This is a genomic window from Roseibium sp. MMSF_3247, from assembly GCF_030733765.1.
Classification (GTDB): Bacteria; Pseudomonadota; Alphaproteobacteria; order Rhizobiales; family Stappiaceae; genus Roseibium.
In genome coordinates this window covers 95,783-112,328 of the sequence record NZ_JASHII010000005.1, presented here as the reverse complement: position 1 = coordinate 112,328, position 16,546 = coordinate 95,783, and the positions used below count along the sequence as shown (strand labels likewise).

General features: G+C 58.0%; 13 protein-coding genes. 9 read left to right on the top strand and 4 right to left on the bottom strand.

The window, feature by feature from the left end; genetic code table 11:
- Positions 1-133: 133 nt before the first annotated feature.
- A complete protein-coding gene (locus tag RBB44_RS17205; protein ID WP_306148866.1) occupies positions 134-1,261 on the bottom strand; it encodes a hypothetical protein in 1,128 nt (375 codons plus the stop codon).
- Positions 1,262-1,566: 305 nt separating this feature from the next.
- Here RBB44_RS17205 and RBB44_RS17200 point away from each other — a divergent pair, with 305 nt between their 5' ends.
- From RBB44_RS17200 to RBB44_RS17185, 4 genes are all read left to right on the top strand, one after another.
- Complete coding sequence (locus tag RBB44_RS17200) at positions 1,567-1,776, top strand: hypothetical protein (RefSeq protein WP_209174342.1); 210 nt, start codon at positions 1,567-1,569, stop codon at positions 1,774-1,776.
- A gap of 50 nt (positions 1,777-1,826) precedes the next feature.
- Entirely contained in the window at positions 1,827-2,078 is a 252-nt protein-coding gene (locus RBB44_RS17195) for a hypothetical protein (protein ID WP_306148865.1), read from the top strand.
- Positions 2,079-2,231: 153 nt separating this feature from the next.
- Positions 2,232-2,702: a DUF3775 domain-containing protein gene (locus RBB44_RS17190; protein WP_306148864.1), complete on the top strand. Its 471-nt coding sequence runs from the start codon at positions 2,232-2,234 to the stop codon at positions 2,700-2,702.
- A gap of 404 nt (positions 2,703-3,106) precedes the next feature.
- A complete protein-coding gene (locus tag RBB44_RS17185) occupies positions 3,107-4,108 on the top strand; it encodes a heparan-alpha-glucosaminide N-acetyltransferase (RefSeq protein ID WP_306148863.1) in 1,002 nt (333 codons plus the stop codon).
- Positions 4,109-4,135: 27 nt separating this feature from the next.
- Here the strand turns inward: RBB44_RS17185 and RBB44_RS17180 are convergent, their stop codons facing one another.
- Positions 4,136-5,047: a choline kinase family protein gene (locus RBB44_RS17180; RefSeq protein ID WP_306148862.1), complete on the bottom strand. Its 912-nt coding sequence runs from the start codon at positions 5,045-5,047 to the stop codon at positions 4,136-4,138.
- A 42-nt stretch (positions 5,048-5,089) separates the two neighbouring features.
- Here RBB44_RS17180 and RBB44_RS17175 point away from each other — a divergent pair, with 42 nt between their 5' ends.
- The 4 genes from RBB44_RS17175 to uvrB all read left to right on the top strand — a co-directional run bounded on the left by RBB44_RS17175 (position 5,090) and on the right by uvrB (position 13,043).
- Positions 5,090-5,389, top strand: a complete 300-nt coding sequence (locus RBB44_RS17175) for a SelT/SelW/SelH family protein (protein ID WP_306148861.1) — start codon at positions 5,090-5,092, stop codon at positions 5,387-5,389.
- A gap of 137 nt (positions 5,390-5,526) precedes the next feature.
- Positions 5,527-7,989: a methyl-accepting chemotaxis protein gene (locus RBB44_RS17170; RefSeq protein ID WP_306148860.1), complete on the top strand. Its 2,463-nt coding sequence runs from the start codon at positions 5,527-5,529 to the stop codon at positions 7,987-7,989.
- A gap of 267 nt (positions 7,990-8,256) precedes the next feature.
- Positions 8,257-9,774 carry a choline-sulfatase gene (betC, locus tag RBB44_RS17165; RefSeq protein ID WP_306148859.1) on the top strand — a complete coding sequence of 506 codons (1,518 nt, stop codon included), beginning with the start codon at positions 8,257-8,259 and terminating at the stop codon, positions 9,772-9,774.
- A gap of 113 nt (positions 9,775-9,887) precedes the next feature.
- Entirely contained in the window at positions 9,888-13,043 is a 3,156-nt protein-coding gene (gene uvrB / locus RBB44_RS17160; protein ID WP_306148858.1) for an excinuclease ABC subunit UvrB, read from the top strand.
- Between the two features lie 1,120 nt (positions 13,044-14,163).
- Here uvrB and RBB44_RS17155 read toward each other — a convergent pair.
- Positions 14,164-14,403 carry a hypothetical protein gene (locus tag RBB44_RS17155; RefSeq protein WP_306148857.1) on the bottom strand — a complete coding sequence of 80 codons (240 nt, stop codon included), beginning with the start codon at positions 14,401-14,403 and terminating at the stop codon, positions 14,164-14,166.
- A gap of 118 nt (positions 14,404-14,521) precedes the next feature.
- A complete protein-coding gene (locus RBB44_RS17150; protein WP_209174351.1) occupies positions 14,522-14,731 on the bottom strand; it encodes a cold-shock protein in 210 nt (69 codons plus the stop codon).
- A 489-nt stretch (positions 14,732-15,220) separates the two neighbouring features.
- On the opposite strand from RBB44_RS17150, the gene RBB44_RS17145 reads away from it, so the two are divergent.
- Positions 15,221-16,372, top strand: coding sequence for a trypsin-like peptidase domain-containing protein (locus RBB44_RS17145; RefSeq protein ID WP_306148856.1), 1,152 nt, complete (start codon positions 15,221-15,223; stop codon positions 16,370-16,372).
- The last annotated feature ends 174 nt before the right edge of the window (positions 16,373-16,546 follow it).

Here is a 16,546-nt window from a genome sequence, read left to right as displayed (position 1 = left end):
AACGGGAAAGTTAGCGCGCGGACCCTAGATCCGCTGGGCCATCATGACAAGAGCATGAAGGCTCGGAATGGCAAAAATAAAGGCGATCTGTTGCGATTGGCCGGATTGGGGTCCTGATGGTGCATCAGACGGATCAGCTGCGGGTTTCCAAAACGAGCTTCGGTTCCTTGCTGTCCTTGTCAATGAGCATTGCGCGGAAGCGTTTCTTCTTGGTCTGGCCGTTCAGGATATTGACCGGGATCGACATCGGGACCTCGGTCTCCGACTGTGCAGCACCAAGCAAGGAAGAGTAGTTATTCGGATGTAACAGAATGTCCGTGACCGGCTTGCTGTCCATGATTTCGTTGGTCAGATGATAGGTCTTCATCGCCGCCTTGTTGGCAGCAATGATCATCTTCGACTTCGTGTTGATCACCAGCATTGGCGCGCTGCAGATTTCAAAGACTTTGAGAAAATCGACATCACCGCCGATCCGGCCTGCGGAAAACAGAACCCCTCCAACCGTTCCCCCGATCCGGAAATGCATGGCTTCATAGGTCAGCTCGATGGCATCGTTGGAGGCCAGCAGGAACTTGCCGCGGCCGGATGCACTCGCCCGGCGTGTCAATGCGCCCAGCGCCAGGGAAACGATGGTCCGGCCGACACGTTTTTGAATGTGCGCGATGTTGCGGCCGATGATCAGTCGGGCGTCTTCGATCTGAAAGGTTTTGACAAAGCCGTCGCTTGCAAAGCGCACATAGCCAAAGTTGTCGACCAGCAGCACCACCCGATTTGACGAGGCAACAAAGTGCTGCAGGATCGGCGCAAGCCCGAGAACGATGCGGCCCGGGTTTTCGTCCTCTCCAATCGATGGAAAACAGATGACAACGATCCGCCCGTCAACCAGCTCATAGCGGTGTGCAACGATCGGGATACCCGGGATCCGGTGATCAGGCCCGCCGCCGACATCAAAAGGCCCGGCAACCCCATCGCGGATGGCGCCCTGTATCAGGCGCAAGATCGTTTTCCTGTCTTCCGGTGACAGGTTGCGCAAGGCGAGGTTCGACGGCGCTTCCTGCAGGTCCTTTACCTCACTATGGAAGCTCTGACTGCCGATCTCATGCCAAAGGATCGTTTTCTGAGAAATATCAGCAACGAAAAACTGGAGCCCAGCCAAAGCAAGCGCAGGTGTGTCCTCTGAAACTTTCGTTTCAAGTTCTTGTTCTGCTGGCTTGTCATCCTTGCTTTGTGCCAACGCGTTCTGCGCTGCTTTGACCACCATAGCCGTCTGCACTCTCTACCGATTACCTACCCTGCCCGCAGTATCGAAAAAAAGTGCAAACAAACCATAAAATGGAACGCATAAAGTCTAACATTATTTAAATACCTCAGTAATTTATGCAGAAATTTCTTTGAAAGCACTGCGCTTTTATTGCTGATTTATTTTGGAGATGTCCAACCGCAAGAAACCGGCATTTTGCAACGCCCCACAAATGTCACGAAATGGCACCAGCAAAGCCCAAGAGCAGACGGTCTCCCGGCGCAATTTGATTGGAATGTGCATCCGTTAAAACCGCGGAGGCCAGAATGTTGGAACGCACCCAGAAATCTGAACGCCATAACGAAGACCGCCATGTCGCCGTACTGGCGATATTGTTCGGGTCGGCAGCAGTGCTTTTGACCTTGCTGGCTGTTGTTCCGGAACCAGCGGCCGCCTTGCCGTTTTTGGCGCTGATCTTAATGGCGCAACTGACCCGGATGCTCGGCACCCGCCTGTTCCGCGATTTTACCGACTAACCGCCCTCACGATTTGCAGCCCCCAATTCCAAAGAAAAAGACAGGCTGTCATGACAGACACACACGCAAAATCAGCTGATTTTCAAACCCAAAATCACGAACCTCAGACGGTAACCCGGAAAAGGTCCAGAGACCTGCAGGACGCCCGCCCCCTGTTGCAGGCTATTTGCCTCGGCATATTTTTAGCGGCAATCCTGACCGCAGCCGCCGCTATTGCGGGATCTGAGGCGAAAGACACGACAACACCGGGCACCACCATCCCTGCCCTGACACAGCCGCGGCCCTCCGAAACCGGCGAATGAGCTTTTTGGGTCTCGGCGAGACACACCACAATGCGTTGATCCCGATCAAGGCCGGAAACAAGATCTCCCCGTAAGGTCATGCCATCTGGAGGTTCCGCGGGCACATTCATATGAGCCTCCTGTTGGAAAATTTGAGAAACAGGAAATTAGGCCATGGCCATTGCCAACGGACAAAAGTGGATCGATAAAGAAGTCAGTTCTTCGGAGGCTGCCATGGACATCGATCTTTCTCTCTCGGCTGACACTGTTCGGATGCTGGCGCAAAAGGCCCGCGCGGTTGCAGAAACCACTGCTGATACGTTTGAAGATGGCCATGAAGGGGACGTCGAGTTTGACGCCGACACCCTCGAGGAAGCTCATGGCCACGACGGTCTGGCGGAAGAAGGAAGCGACAATCTCTCTGATGAGGAACTACGTGAGCTCTTGGAAGATCTGAACGTCGACGAAGCTGCGGAGCTTGTTGCCATCACCTGGATCGGCCGGGGGGATTTCGAGGCAGAAGACTTCGCGCAAGCCGTTCAAGAAGCCAAGGATCGGGCCGTTGGCTCAACCGCTTCCTATCTGCTTGGCATGCCGATGCTCGCCGATCACCTGGAAGCCGGTCTGGATTCCCTTTCCCTGTAGCATTCCCCGCCGGAAAACCTTTTGACGCGCCAGCAACTTGGCTTGAGTCAATCCGTTTTCCGGATCGTTTTCGCGCAGTCCACAGCTTGGCGTTTTCCTTGGGAAAACATCTTTAGATCTCGTTTACCATCTTTTCGCCGCGGAATTTATGCAGCAACCTCGGGCGCAGTTGTGGTGATCGAAGGGGTGGTGTGAATGCTGCGTGATCCGGTCAATCAGGAAATCTTTGCGACACAAAGACCGTCACCCTGGCCGTTTGTTGGGGCAATATTCGGGGCGGCCGCACTGGTCACGACTTTGATCATGGCATTCAACAGCTAGGGCTGTCCCGGTCAAACACACCGACCGGCTTGCATCTCCAGCCTTTCAGCTTATTGGTCATGGGCGAACGTTGATCGGAAGCCATGACACAACCCTCTATAAACAGTCCCTCCAGCGGTGTGCCCTCGACGCACGAAGGCCGCCTTGCCGTTCTTGATTTGGCCCGCGGCGTGGCAATCGTTGCCATGGCGATCTACCATTTTTCGTGGGATCTCTCGTGGTTTGCCTTCGTTGACTGGGATGTCGGAGGGGCGCCTGGTTGGCGCGCGTTTGCCGTCTCGATCGCTGCCAGCTTCCTGATCCTGGTCGGGGTCAGCCTGGATCTCGCGCATCACAAAGAGATCCGCTGGCGCTCCTTCTGGAAACGCTTTGCGCTTATCACTGTTTCCGCAGCCTGTGTGTCGATCGGCACCTACTTTGCCTTTGGAGACAACTTTGTCCGTTTCGGCATTCTGCATTGCATTGCTGTTTCCAGTCTGATCGCTCTGCCCTTCACGCGACTTCCGCTGCTCTACGCCGTGGTTGCCAGCGCGATCATCCTCACCCTGCCGCACTGGGCATCCTCGAGTGTGTTTGATGGTGATATGTGGCTCTGGACCGGCCTTGGCACCCCGGCTATGCCCAGCGTCGATTATGTCCCGCTCGCGCCGTGGACCGGGGCAACTTTATTAGGTGTGGCGCTGTCAAAGGCCATTCGCCAATTCGCCCTCATGGAACCTCTCAAACAGATGGAATTCGGCGGTTTAGCAGGCAGGGCGCTTAGATGGATGGGCCGCCATTCCCTGCCGATCTACCTTCTGCATCAACCGCTTCTTTATGGTCTGGTTTGGAGTGTGACGTTGCTGGGACCAAACATGGACCAGACCAGCCGCAGCTTTCAGACCAATTGCGCGCAAAGCTGCACGACAAGCATCGGGAACGAAGCACTCTGTGTTGCCGCATGCCGCTGCACGCTTGATGGTTTGAAGTCGGAAAACATCTGGGAACCGCTGCTCAGCACGCCCCAGGACCCCGGCTTGCAAACACGCATGAACCAGCTCTACAGCGCCTGCCTCGCAGCTCCTGGAACCGATACGATCGATTAGACGGTACTGCGGCGTTTCATACGTCTGCTATGCCGGTTTCTGTTTCAGGGCACGGGCAGCGCGTTCAAGCGCAAAAGGTGCAAATGTCGCCGGGTCGCGCCTGTCCAGAAGCTGAACAACTGCCCACAGAGCTGAAATGGCATCACACCGCGCTTTCATGGCCTCCAAATCGGCCCGGTCGATGGGTCGGTGTTGCCCGGATTCGTAGGCAGTCACAAACCGCCGCTCAGCTTCCGCGTCAAATCCGATTTCCTGAATGGCGTAAGCAAGATCCCAGCAAGGGTCCGCCATGCCGGAAAACTCCCAATCGATCAGCCAGAGACGGTTGTCAGCCAGTAGGCAGTTGCCTTCAGATAAGTCTCCATGGCTCGGCACCAGCACCAATTGGCTTTGCAAACCCACATCTGCCATCAGCCGATCGAGGTCAGGGAGGACCGCCAAAACATCCTTCGACAGCGACAAGTCTGGATTGCTATCAAGCGTCTCAGAAACCCGCTCCCGAAGCGCCGCATAAGTGGTGTGCGGATTGATCTCCCCCTCAAACCTCAGCTTTAAATTATGGAGCCGGGCGAGCTCTTGTCCCAGCATGTCCGGAAGGTTTTTTTTCGCTGATTGGCGGGTTTCAAGGGCTCGCGTAAGCAATAGCCCGCGATCCGGATCCATGTACACGGGCGGAACGGCAACGCCCAGATCGGCGGCCAATTGCAAATTGTGGGCCTCAGCAAACCGGTCCACCAGTGCTTCGGATCCGGCCTGACCGATACGCAGAAAGAACACGCCCTTTTGAGCCGAGATCCGCAAAACCTGATTGCTCAGACCGTCCTTCCGCTCTGCAGACAAAACCTCTCCGAGAACAGCCTGGAGATCTGAATTGTCTTGCAGAACCTTCTCCAAAACCGCTGATGGGCCGGCTGGTGTCATTGTGGAGGAATGTGGCAAAAAGAGCCTTTGACGTCTGACCGAAGAATTGAACGAGGACCCATGCAGGATATCCCCGCGCCCCATATCATCATCACCTATTGCCGCCAATGCAATTGGCTGCTCCGCTCGGCGTGGATGGCGCAGGAAATCCTGTCGACCTTTTCTGAAGAGGCGGGCGCCGTCACACTTTTTCCTGGCACAGGCGGGATTTTCACGATCACATGTGACGGCACGCCGGTTTGGGACAGAAAAACTGACGGTGGCTTCCCGGAGGCCAAAATCCTGAAACAACGGCTTCGCGACCTGCTGTGGCCGGACAGGGATCTGGGGCATTCAGACACACCCGGCAGTCGCGCGTAGGGGATTCCCGCCTGGGTAGAAACCCGTAGACAAGCAGAAATCGCAAAATATTCGGCAAAATTGCCTAAAATTCGGATCTTGTTAAATCCATTCCGGCACACTTGCAGGCGTTTTTAGACTGGACTGGGGCCCGCCCAATGCGCTTGCCAAATATGTCGTTCTTAAACTGGCCGATCAAAACACAACTTCAGATCGGCTTTGGCGCAATGCTTTTGTGTTCCGTCGGTGTCGGTGCCGGCGGATACCTCGCCGCGAGCCAGGTTCAGGAGTCTGTCACGACCTCAAAAGCGGCAAGTGATCTTCTGGGAGATATCCCGCCACTGCTTGCAGGTGCAGAAGCGTTCGGGCGCGACGGCACTGAGCAGACTGCCAGTGTGGTTGAAGCGAGCATCAACACGTTATCTGCAAGCAGCGATGAACTGGCCCGGAACAAACCAGAGGCCGCGCAGCAGCTGACCTTGGCTGTTAGCGAGCTGGAAGAAAGCTTCCGCAATCTGAAAAATACCAGAAGTGCGCGTGATGAAGCGATTACCAATCTTGATGGTTTGACATCTGGCCTGGTTGAAACGACCAACGAGGTGTTTGAACAGTACAAGGCCTTAAAAGCGTACCGTCTTGGCCTTGCCCTCAACAACGAAGGCAAGATGAACAACCTTTCCAAGGTCGCCCCGCGGCTTGCAGACATGCGGATCGCCGCGATCGTTCTGGAGCAGGAAACCAAAGCCTTTGTCAACGCACCGGACAAGGCAAACGCCAAAGCCCTTTCTGAGCGTGTCAAGGCGCTGGACAAGGACGCCAAGGCTGTCCGGCGTACCGTGAAGACAAAAACGCTCAGAGCCTCTGTCAAGGATCTCACTAAAGCGGGTAAAGCGTTTGAAAAACAAATCAAAGTGCACCTGAAGGCCGGTGCCAGCGACGGGACCGCTGCGGTTTGGTCCGAAACCTTCCAACCGGCCGTAGAACAACTCGTCGGCCTTACGACAACAATCATTGCAGAAGCCGAGGCGCCAATTGAGGAGCTGACGGCGGAATTGCGCGGGTTCGACAAAGCGACCGCAGACATCGCGCTCCTGTCCAACTTTACGCAAGGCGTGGCCCGCAATGTCCTTGGCGTGCGCAGCGCCTATGCAGAGTACCTGACCAAGTCCTCAGAAGCTTCGAGTGCCGCCTTTCAGACCTATCTCGGCGAAACCGAAACCCAGCTGGACGCCCTGGAGGGCATCCGGCAGTCATCCCTTCAATCCACGTCTGACAAGGCCTTTCTGGATCTTTTGAACGGTCCTTTGAACACGCTTGTCACGGCCGGTGGTGAAGCGCTGCCGGTCCTGCGCGCAACCTTTGCTGATGTCGTTACGAACAGCGATGCACAGAAGACCGGGCAAGCCCAATTTGCAACCGCAGCTTCGGCATTGAGCGAACAGGCAAGCACCATCAGCCGGGCGGCGGGGCTGACGGCCGTCTCCTCAGCAGCCACTGCCCGAACGCAGATTTCTATCGCCCTGCTGGTCGCATTGGTCATTGGCGTTGGTTTTGTCGTTCTCTTGTCAGGCGCGATCATTCGTCCGCTCCGATCCCTCACCAACGCCATGCGGCAACTGCAAGAGGGTCAAACCGACCTCGACCTGACCGCCGATAGCCGTAAGGATGAAATCGGAGACATGGCCCGCGCGGTCGGCACCTTCCGGGATCGCGAAGTGGAGCGTGTCGAACTGGAGCAACAGACCCAACGCGATGCGGAAACCGCGCTCAAACGCCAGCAGGCTGTCGATTCACTGGTTACCGAGTTCAGAGCTGATATTGAAGCCGCCCTGACCTCCGTCAATGGCAACATGCGGCAGCTTGAAGAGACTGCCGAACATCTAACTGGAATTGCCCGCTCGACAACGGATAAAAGCGAAAACGTCAGCCATGCCTCAAGCCAGGCAAGCGACAACGTCCAGACGATTGCGGCTGCAACGGAGGAACTTTCAGCCTCCGTCCAGGAAGCCGGGCGGCAAGTCAACGCCACCCTCGGCCGCGTTGAAGACGTGACCCAAGCAACCCGGACGTCCAATGATCAGATCAAGGGACTGTCGGCCGCTGCTGAACGGATCGGTGCCGTTATCCAGCTCATTCAGGACATTGCGGAACAAACCAACCTTCTGGCTCTCAACGCAACAATCGAAGCCGCACGCGCCGGCGATGCAGGCAAAGGCTTTGCCGTGGTCGCGGCGGAAGTCAAAGAGCTCGCGACGCAGACGTCGAAGGCAACCGATGAGATTTCCGGTCAGGTCTCGGAAATCCAAGGGTCCACCGAAGCTGTCGTGTCAGCGATTACGGAAATCATGACCATGATGGACGAGGTCAACGAAACCGCAGCTGCCATGGCCGCATCCGTCGAGCAGCAGGCTGGTGCCACCTCCGAGATCTCGTCCGGTGTGACACAGGCAGCCGGTCAGACGGCCAGCGTTTCGGAAACAATCGGAGATCTCTCCCGCGGCTCCGGTGAGACCAGCCAGTCCGCCGCACAGGTTGAATCCATTGCGGATGAGGCCACGCAGCAACTGGATGGTGTCACCCAACGGATCGACAGGTTCCTGAAAGACGTCGCCGCGGCTTGATAGCCTGCGCTAAAACAACTGCAATGCCCGCATCACCAGAAGCGCAACGCTCCGCAAATCGGGCAAGCATTAGGAGAGGTGGCAAAAATATCCTCCGTTATGGCACGAAATTCTATCATTTCTGATCGGGCACCGCTCTCGCCCAAGATGCTGGATCTCGCTGCGCCGAGTCCAAATGACACAAACACCGGTCGGATTTGATTGATCACTCAATCAAAATAACGGACAAGTTTCTTCCATGACCTTTCGTAAGCTCGGAGAAACAATATGGCCGGACAGAAAAACATCCTCATCCTGATGGTCGATCAGCTGAACGGCACCTTGTTTCCCGACGGTCCGGCTGATTTCCTGCACGCTTCAAATCTGAAGGCACTTGCCGAGCGTTCTGTCCGGTTTCAAAACAGCTACACGGCGTCTCCACTATGCGCCCCGGGTCGGGCCAGCTTCATGTCCGGTCAGCTGCCGCGCCGCACGGGCGTTTATGACAACGCTGCGGAGTTTGCATCAGACATTCCGACCTACGCGCACCATCTGCGGCGGGCGGGCTACACGACATGCCTGTCGGGCAAGATGCACTTCGTCGGACCGGATCAGATGCACGGCTTCGAGGAACGCCTGACCACCGACATCTATCCCGCCGATTTCGGATGGACACCGGACTATCGCAAGCCGGGAGAGCGGATTGACTGGTGGTATCACAACATGGGGTCCGTCACCGGGGCTGGCGTTGCGGAAATCTCAAACCAGATGGAATATGACGACGACGTCGCCTTTCAGGCCATCCGCAAGATCTATGATTACGGCCGCGGCAAATACGACCGCCCCTTCTGCCTGACGGTCAGTTTCACCCATCCGCATGACCCTTATGTCGCCCGCAAGAAATACTGGGACCTTTACGAGAAGTGCGATCACCTGTTGCCGGAGGTTCCAGCCAAGGCTTATGAAGATCACGATCCGCATTCCAAACGGATCTTCGATGCCAATGACTGGCGCAGCTTTGACATCACCGAAGATGACATCCGCCGTTCGCGCCGGGCCTATTTCGCCAACATCTCTTATCTCGATAACAAGATCGGCGAAATCCTGGCAGCCCTCGACGCCATGGATCTGGCGGACGACACCACCATCCTTTTCGTTTCCGATCACGGCGATATGCTCGGTGAACGCGGCCTGTGGTTCAAGATGACCTTCTTCGAAGGGTCTTCCCGCGTGCCCTTGATGATCTGCGACAAGGACCTGTCACCGCATCTGGAAACCGCACCAGTGAGCACCCTCGATGTCCTGCCGACGGTCTGCGATCTTGCCGGCATCGACATGAGCGAGATCATGCCTTGGACAGACGGCACCAGTCTCGTCCCGCTGGCCAAAGGCGTGGCAAGGGCCGAACCTGTTCTCATGGAATATGCCGCTGAAGCCTCTTACGCGCCTCTAGTCGGCATCCGGGAGGGGGACTGGAAATACATCCACTGCGAACTCGATCCGCCCCAGCTATTCAACCTTGCGGACGATCCGGACGAACTGACCAATCTTGCACAAGATCCCGCCCATACCGAAACGGCCACGGCTTATGCCAAAAAGGTCTCGGAAAGATGGAACATGTCCGCCTTTGACGCTGAGGTCCGCCAATCGCAGGCCCGCCGCTGGATCGTCTATGAAGCCCTGCGCAATGGCGCCTATTTCCCCTGGGACTACCAGCCCCTCCAAAAAGCCTCAGAACGCTATATGCGCAACCACATGGACCTCAACGAAGTCGAAGACGGCCAGCGGTATCCCAGAGGGGAGTGAGAATGACCTCCTGACACCCTTCTGTCAGGAGACTGGCAAGAAGTCTGAGAAACTGGAACAAAGCCGCAACGGAGGGGTTTTCTCGGGCGGGGAGTCGGACCATATTGCAGCCCATGAGTAAACGCCCCCCGAAATCCCCCGCTGACGATCCAAAAACGCCTGCCCCGCGAACGCCGGACGGTTTCGGCGAAGCGCCGCAGAAGCCGCTGTCTGGCGCGCCCCTCTCCGGCTCCATATCCGACTGGGCAGCTGAGATTGCCGAGGAAGCAGAGAAGCCGACACCCCCCTCCAAATCCAAGATCAAGGATCCGTCGAAGCTCGCAGAGCTGGCACCGGGCACGCCCGGCTCGTCCAAACGCACGGCCCGGACCTCTTCGAAAGAACGCGAGCGGGCCGGAGGCGACGGGTCAGTTGCCGCCAACGTCGAGGAAGGCCGCAAGGCGAAGCTGTCGCCCAAGGGCGCGAAAGCGAAGGGCAAGCTCGAGAAACCGGCGAAATCCGCCCGTGGCACGTCGATGGGCAAGGCGGACACGGCGCGCGAACGGGCCGCCGGCGGTCTTAATCCTGTCGCCGGCATGGACATGTCGCTGGAGGAGGCCGAGGAACTCGAAGCCAAACTCAAACAGCACAAGAAGGACAACAAGAAGAAATCCGCTGCCGACGGCCGCTATGGCGAGCTCGGCGGCAACCAGGGCGCGACCGCAACCGTCGAGGCTCTGTCGGCGCTGATCGAAAGCGGCAACCCGCTGCACAAGAACGGCGAACTGTGGGTGCCGCACCGGCCGGAACGCCCGGCGAAATCCGAAGGCGGCGTGCCGATCAATCTGGCATCCGAGTATGAGCCGAAGGGCGATCAGCCGACCGCCATTGCCGAGCTTGTGGAGGGTGTCACCGGCGGCGAGCAGACCCAGGTGCTGCTCGGCGTCACCGGCTCGGGCAAGACCTACACCATGGCGCAGGTCATCCAGCGCACCCAGCGCCCGGCGCTGATCCTCGCGCCGAACAAGACGCTGGCGGCCCAGCTCTACGGCGAGTTCAAGAGCTTCTTCCCGGACAACGCGGTCGAGTATTTCGTCTCCTACTACGACTATTACCAGCCGGAGGCCTACGTCCCGCGCACCGACACCTACATCGAGAAGGAAAGCTCGATCAACGAGCAGATCGACCGGATGCGCCACTCGGCGACCCGGGCGCTTCTGGAGCGCGACGACGTCATCATCGTCGCCTCCGTCTCCTGCATCTACGGTATCGGCTCGGTCGAGACCTATACGGCGATGACCTTTGCCATCGAGGTTGGTGAGCGCATCGACCAACGCCAGCTGATCGCCGATCTGGTCGCCCTGCAATACAAGCGCAACGACGCCGCCTTCCAGCGCGGCACGTTCCGGGTCCGCGGCGACACAATTGAACTCTTTCCGGCGCACTATGAGGACCGGGCGTGGCGGATTTCCCTGTTCGGCGACGAGATTGAGCAGATCACCGAGTTCGACCCGCTGACCGGCAAGAAGTCCGGCGACATGAAGTCGGTGAAGATCTACGCCAACTCGCACTATGTGACGCCCAAGCCCACCCTTCAGCAGGCCATCAAGTCGATCAAGACCGAGCTGAAGGGCCGTCTGGAAGAGCTGAACGCCCACGGCCGCCTGCTGGAAGCCCAGCGGCTGGAACAGCGCACCATGTTCGATCTGGAAATGCTGGAGGCGACCGGCTCCTGCGCGGGGATCGAGAACTATTCGCGCTATCTCACCGGCCGCAAGCCGGGCGAGCCGCCCCCCACGTTGTTCGAATATCTGCCCGACAACGCCCTCGTCTTCGCCGACGAAAGCCACGTCACAATTCCCCAGATCGGCGCCATGTACCGGGGCGACTTCCGCCGCAAGGCAACGCTGGCCGAATACGGCTTCCGCCTGCCCTCCTGCATGGACAACCGGCCGCTGCGCTTTGAGGAATGGAACGCCATGCGGCCGCAGTCCGTCGCGGTTTCGGCGACGCCCGGCTCGTGGGAAATGGAAGAGGCCGGCGGCGTCTTTGCCGAACAGGTCATCCGCCCGACCGGCCTCGTCGATCCGGTGATCGACATCCGGCCTGCCTCCTCCCAGGTCGACGACCTTCTGGGCGAAGTGCGCGAGGTTGCCCAAAAGGGCTACCGCACGCTTGTGACTACCCTCACCAAGCGCATGGCCGAGGATCTCACCGAATACCTGCACGAGAACGGCGTGCGCGTGCGCTACATGCACTCCGACATCGACACGCTGGAACGGATCGAGATCATCCGGGATTTGCGCCTTGGTGCCTTCGACGTTTTGGTCGGCATCAACCTGTTGCGCGAGGGCCTCGACATTCCCGAATGTGCGCTGGTCGCGATCCTCGATGCGGACAAGGAGGGCTTCCTGCGCTCCGAAACCTCGCTGATCCAGACCATCGGTCGCGCGGCCCGGAACGTCGACGGCAAGGTGATCCTTTACGCCGACCAGATGACCGGGTCCATGGAGCGGGCGATTGCGGAAACCAACCGCCGCCGCGACAAGCAGCTGGCCTACAATGCCGAGCATGGCATCACGCCGGAGAGCGTCAAGCGCTCCATCGGCGACATTCTGGAAAGCGTCTACGAGCAAGACCACGTCACGGTCGATGCCGGGTTCGCCGAGGAAGGCTCGCTGGTCGGCCACAATCTGGCAGCGCACATCTCCGATCTGGAAAAACAGATGCGCGACGCCGCCGCCGATCTCGATTTCGAGACAGCAGCCCGTCTGCGCGACGAAATCAAGCGCCTGCAAGAAACCGAACTGGCCGTCGCCGACGACGCCATGGCCCGCCAATCGGATGTTTCCGGGGCGACCGGCGGCTACAAAGGCGACAAGAAATTCGGCGCCGGCGGTACCAAGGAAGGCGCGAGCGGCAAGAAGAAGGAAACGGCGAAGGACCGGGCCAAAGCAGCAAGGGAAAAGAATTCGGGCCAGAGGCCCGCAAGCCGAACAGGCGCCGCGCCTGATGGCGCGCCCTCGCGGAGCTCAGGCCGTCAGGCCGGTACGAGCGTGAGCGGATCAAGCAGACCCCGCAAGCCAACCCTGGACGAGATGACCAACGCGCGGACCGAAGTGCCGATGCCCAAGGGCCCGCTGCCGCAGAAACCGACGCCCATTATCTCGGCCGAAGATGCCCCGCATCACACCCCGCGCGGCAAGATCGGCGTTGGCTCCTATGAGGATCCGGTCGACGAGAAAAAACGGCGCGGCCGGCCGAAGAAGAGCGGGCGGCCGGGGCGGTAACACTCCCTCAGTGGTTGTCCCCGCCTTGCGCGGGGATCCAATGCATCGGTTCCCACCGGCTAGATGGGAGTTCTTTAAAGCGTGGCCCGCCTAACCCTTCCCCCTTCCTTGGGCGAAGGCAGCAAATGGATCCCCGCACAGGGCGGGGATGACTGCAGAAGTTGTTACAACGCGGTCCCCTTTCTCATTCGCTCTGGAAACGAGTAGGCCCCGGATCTGGTCCGGGGTGACGGCTGAGCGTGTGGTAAGGCCTCTCCACCCACTCCGTCATCCTCGGGCTTGACTTGAGGATCCAAACCGTTCCCTCGTCACAAGCACAGATCGGGTGGGCAAATCACGGCATGGATTACCTCCCCGATCATGTCGGGGACAGGCTCTTCAAGTCGGGGATGACGTTAGAGGGTGTGGTGAGGTAGTTCCTTCTACGCCGTCCCGGCCTCCGAGCCGGCACCAAGGAAAAGGTCCGTCCGGATCGGATCGCGGACAATCTTCTAGGTCATAGACCAACGCTAGAGAAAAAGGTCCCGGATCAAGTCCGGGACGGCAAGGGGTGCGCCTCCTGACACACAGAAATCTTATCCACGCCGCCTTCCCCTGCCCGTATACTTCTCCGGTGCCTGCTCACATGGGCTTTCCGGGGGACCGTCCCTTGGAAGGGAGCAGGCCGGGCTGGTCTGGGGCGGCGGGGTAACGATCCGCGCGCCGGACAAGGATCCGGGCGAGACGGCGGCAGGCAGTTGCCACCGCGCCTTGAACAACGCCAGCGACTGTGGAGGGCGGGTGTTTTCCTGATACGAGAACACAAGACAAATCTCCCGCTGGCCCGTTGAAGAGCAAGCCGGATCCTCTTGAAGGCCCGGGCGGGGCGTACCAGCCTTTGCCGAAGAAACGTATTTTTACATCTGCTGCGCAGGCAAGGCCTGACGCGCCCCGCCACTCCTGTGATCAACGGGAGGTACCCTGAGCCAAACGCCGGAGGAAATCCTCGCGGCGGCTTTTGTGTTGGCGCTTTCTGATTTGCAGCACTCCGGCCCGAGCCTGGACCAAGGTGTTGGAGAAGAGTCTCCTTTCGGCTCAACTCTTTAAGGCAGACAACATCGGGGAGCCAGGTCAGTTGGCTTCAGAGCTTGCGAGCATTCGCAGCTTTAACAGGTTTTGAGGCTGCCGCCGCCTTGGCATCTTCCGCAAGCCTTGCGTCCCGTTCAAGGCGCGCCTGCTTCAGCTTCGCGGTCTTGGCATTGCGCAAATCAGTTTCGACTTGGGTAAGGTCCATCGAGACCTGTTTCGTGATTTCCGCTTTGGTCGCCGCAGTCGGCCTCTGCGGTTTGAACAGCGTGTCGCGTGTCAGGGGCTTCGTCATGGGAGCAAGCAACCTTCCGTCTGCTGGAAACAAAAAAGCCGGAGCACATGCCCCGGCTTTTGAAACTCATGTAAAATGCCGCCCTCGGTGATCCGGTAGAGCGGACAGTGTTACCAAATCAGGCAGCGGACAGGTTGTCTGCTGCGGACTTGCCGGAACGGCGGTCCTGAACAACTTCGAAGCTGACCTTGTCACCTTCGTTCAAAGTTGCCATGCCAGCGCGCTCAACAGCGGAGATGTGGACGAACACGTCGTTGCCGCCGTCTTCCGGCTGAATGAAGCCGTAGCCTTTGGTGGAGTTGAAGAATTTAACGGTACCGATGGTCATAACGATGTCCTTTCAATCGGTCATAGAAGAGTGCCCGACCCGCATTGCGCGGTCCGTGCGTGAAGTCGACGTTGAGAGGGAAGATCGTTCAGTTCGCAGTCGCCTGCGCAGATACAAAGTTCGTCAGCAATATCGATGCGTGAATTCATAGCGGAGAATTGAGGTTTAATAAAGGCAAAAACAGTGTGCACTTCAACTATTTGCATCAAGCCGGCGTGTCTGGGGAGACGGGCTCTGGTCACACGGTCTGGCGCGGATCCATTTCAATTGACGGTTGGGGTCAAGCAAACGGCCAAAAAACGTCCCTGGATAGATCCCGCAAGGCAAAAACTGTGTTTCAGGTTACAGCGATTGTTAACACCCGCGCTATTATCAGTACAAAAGACACACAAGCGCGGGCACACCGACCTCAAGGGGAAGAAAAGACGCGCTGCCGGGTTGATACTACGATGCAACCCGAACCATCCGCAGATTTAACCGGACCAAGACATGTCATTTGAAGCGAACGACGACAGTTATCCAGGCCAGGCCGTTGCCTATATTGTCGCGACCTGGGGCAGCCAGTCTTTCGTCAGCTCCGGCGTTTTGGTCGGCCGCAATGACGTTCTCACCGCCAGCCACTCCATTTACGACGCGACGTTGGGCGGCTTGGCCGATGAGGTAAAGGTCTATTTTTCTTATGACCCGGACGATTCCAACCCGACGTTCTACACGCCTGCCTATTACAACTATTACACTGATTTTGACCCCGACAATGACGGGCTGATCTACAGCGGCGACAACCGCGCTTTCACCCTCGGCGGCGCGGAGAAAGATATCGCCCTCCTCTCTCTCAGCGAGGCTGCAGGGGACATCTATGGCTGGTTCGGGATCAACTACAGCTACACGGGCGGAAATGTCAGCGTGCTCGGCTTCCCGGGGCGCTATGGCAACAACCTGACCTTCGACAGCGGCTATGCCTACAAGGATGTCGTCGACAATTATGTCGACACCAGTTTCCTGGAAATCAATTCAGGCAACAGTGGCGGCCCGATATTCACCGGCAGCGGCAACGACGTCAGTGTGGTCGGCATTGTTTCGACCAGCGCGGCCGCGGCGTCTGTCGCCGGACACGAATCGTGGCTGACATCCAACATCGCCAGCAACGACGTTTACATGGACACCACGACGACACCGACGCCGGTCGTGACCACGGTCGAGAACGCGATTTACAGGTTTTACAACACAGATACCGGGACGCATTTCTACACTGCCAGCTCAGCAGAACGGGATTCTGTCATCGCGAATGCGTCTTCCTTCTCTTACGAGGGGGTCGCCTTTCTGTCCGCAAACTCCAGCACGGACTTGTCCAGCCTTGTGAACGTCTATCGTTTTTACAACACCCAGACCGGAACGCATTTTTACACCGCAAGCGAAGCCGAGCGCGAAGACGTCACCAACAACAATGCAGCTTTCGTTTACGAAGGAGTTGCGTACCAGGCCTATGATGGCGACACAGCCAGCAACACCGCGCTGTACCGGTTCTTCAACACCGAGACCGGCAACCATTTCTACACTGCGGTAGATGCAGAAAGAGACAGCGTCCAGACGATGGGTCAGTTCAGTTACGAAGGCATCGCCTATTACGTCGACATTGCCTGACGCCCAGCCTTCTGAGTGACTACGGTTTTTTGGGACGTGTGTTTTGCGGTTTCGCTCCTGGAAAGGCAGGACCTCGTTCCTGAATTCATGCGTTAACCATTCGCGCACTTTGGCTAAAATGCCGGGGATATCCTTCTTTTTACGCTAACACTGACCGGTGTAATGTGGGCAGCA

Bases quoted from the DNA above. Each gene is read 5' to 3' on its own strand.
- RBB44_RS17175 (WP_306148861.1), top strand. From the start codon at position 5,090: ATGCAGGATATCCCCGCGCCCCATATCATCATCACCTATTGCCGCCAA.
- RBB44_RS17150 (WP_209174351.1), bottom strand. From the start codon at position 14,731: ATGACCATCGGTACCGTTAAATTCTTCAACTCCACCAAAGGCTACGGC.
- RBB44_RS17205 (WP_306148866.1), bottom strand. From the start codon at position 1,261: ATGGTGGTCAAAGCAGCGCAGAACGCGTTGGCACAAAGCAAGGATGAC.
- RBB44_RS17200 (WP_209174342.1), top strand. From the start codon at position 1,567: ATGTTGGAACGCACCCAGAAATCTGAACGCCATAACGAAGACCGCCAT.
- RBB44_RS17155 (WP_306148857.1), bottom strand. From the start codon at position 14,403: ATGACGAAGCCCCTGACACGCGACACGCTGTTCAAACCGCAGAGGCCG.
- RBB44_RS17195 (WP_306148865.1), top strand. From the start codon at position 1,827: ATGACAGACACACACGCAAAATCAGCTGATTTTCAAACCCAAAATCAC.
- betC (WP_306148859.1), top strand. From the start codon at position 8,257: ATGGCCGGACAGAAAAACATCCTCATCCTGATGGTCGATCAGCTGAAC.
- RBB44_RS17145 (WP_306148856.1), top strand. From the start codon at position 15,221: ATGTCATTTGAAGCGAACGACGACAGTTATCCAGGCCAGGCCGTTGCC.
- uvrB (WP_306148858.1), top strand. From the start codon at position 9,888: ATGAGTAAACGCCCCCCGAAATCCCCCGCTGACGATCCAAAAACGCCT.
- RBB44_RS17185 (WP_306148863.1), top strand. From the start codon at position 3,107: ATGACACAACCCTCTATAAACAGTCCCTCCAGCGGTGTGCCCTCGACG.
- RBB44_RS17170 (WP_306148860.1), top strand. From the start codon at position 5,527: ATGCGCTTGCCAAATATGTCGTTCTTAAACTGGCCGATCAAAACACAA.
- RBB44_RS17190 (WP_306148864.1), top strand. From the start codon at position 2,232: ATGGCCATTGCCAACGGACAAAAGTGGATCGATAAAGAAGTCAGTTCT.